The 1,218-nt window shown below is 44.9% G+C and carries 1 protein-coding gene; it reads right to left on the minus strand.

Annotated elements, in window-relative coordinates; genetic code table 11:
- Nucleotides 1-29: 29 nt before the first annotated feature.
- Nucleotides 30-1,130: an ISAs1 family transposase gene (locus FW758_RS24500; RefSeq protein WP_446446818.1), complete on the minus strand. Its 1,101-nt coding sequence runs from the start codon at nucleotides 1,128-1,130 to the stop codon at nucleotides 30-32.
- Nucleotides 1,131-1,218: the final 88 nt, after the last annotated feature.

Here is a 1,218-nt window from a genome sequence, read left to right on the forward strand (position 1 = left end):
CAGGGCGGGATTAAGCTTTGTTAAATCTCTTAACCAAAGAATATCTCGCTTCTAAAATCGCCATTCCATGCTGCTTTTCTTATCTTGGTTGGTTTGCTGGCTTTTAGCGGATGTTGCTCTAAAAGGTTCAGCACAATACGCCGAAATAGCGCCATCTTCTTCGCGTTTTCACGGTCACCAATCCTTGAACAGTCTTCCCTAAAAGTGACGTCAAGCACCCAGTGTTGCAGGTTCTCGATGTGCCAATGCTGACGCACCGCTTTGGCTGCAAGTTCGACGTCTAAAGGTAAAGAGCTTAAGTAATAATCCGTATTTATGGTTGTAATGCCTTTACATGTTCGTTGACGTTCAACTGCTATGAGTGACTTGGCTGATAGCCACTTTTTCGCGAGCGCCTGTGGCAGCTTTGCTGGGACTTGAAACGTTGTGCGACGCTCCTTACGGCCATGCCCCTTGTCATCCTCTTCGATACTTAATATGTCGACGCCGTCGTTATCCCAGTGAGGTTGAAATTGCATCTCAATGGCCTGCCTCAGTAGCGGTTGGTTGCCTTTTACCTGAACAACATAGTCGCCTTTAGCTTTGATAATTTGTTGAAGCGTTTCCCGCTGGCAGTGAAGTGCATCAAAGGTTACAACAGCATCTTTAATGTCTAACATGTGCAACAGCGCTTGAACCGTTGCGATTTCGTTACCTTTGGTCTGTGTATCTTGCTGATACAGCACAATTCCTTGTTCGGTATCAAAGGCCGAAACGAGGTGTAGCGCATTTTTAGCACCATGTTGATTAACAGCACCCCGCAAGGTTTTGCCGTCAATAGCGATCAATGGCTTGGATGAGGTTTCTCTTAAACTATTTGCCCAACGAAAGAGCGTTAACACCAGTATTTCGGTATCAATAACTTTAATGATCCGAGCAATGGAATGCCGAGTCGGGATCCCTTTGTCAAAATCTCGATGTTTACGTAGCCAAGATAGGTTCTCTTGGCCGAATTCTTCAATAGCTTGCCAGCCATCACAACCTGAAGCGATTGCGGCTAAAACAAGAAAAATAATATCAACTAAATCATGGTCTAGGTTGATGTGAGAGCGAGGGTCTTCGATGAGTTTCAAGTGTTCAAATAAGGACATGGATTAGGCTCAGTAGAATAACATGCCCGATCAGATCATGCAGATAGGAAGAAGTTCCCTACTGTTAACAAAGTATGATCTCGCCCTG

It is taken from the genome of Shewanella sp. 1180_01, assembly GCF_052850535.1.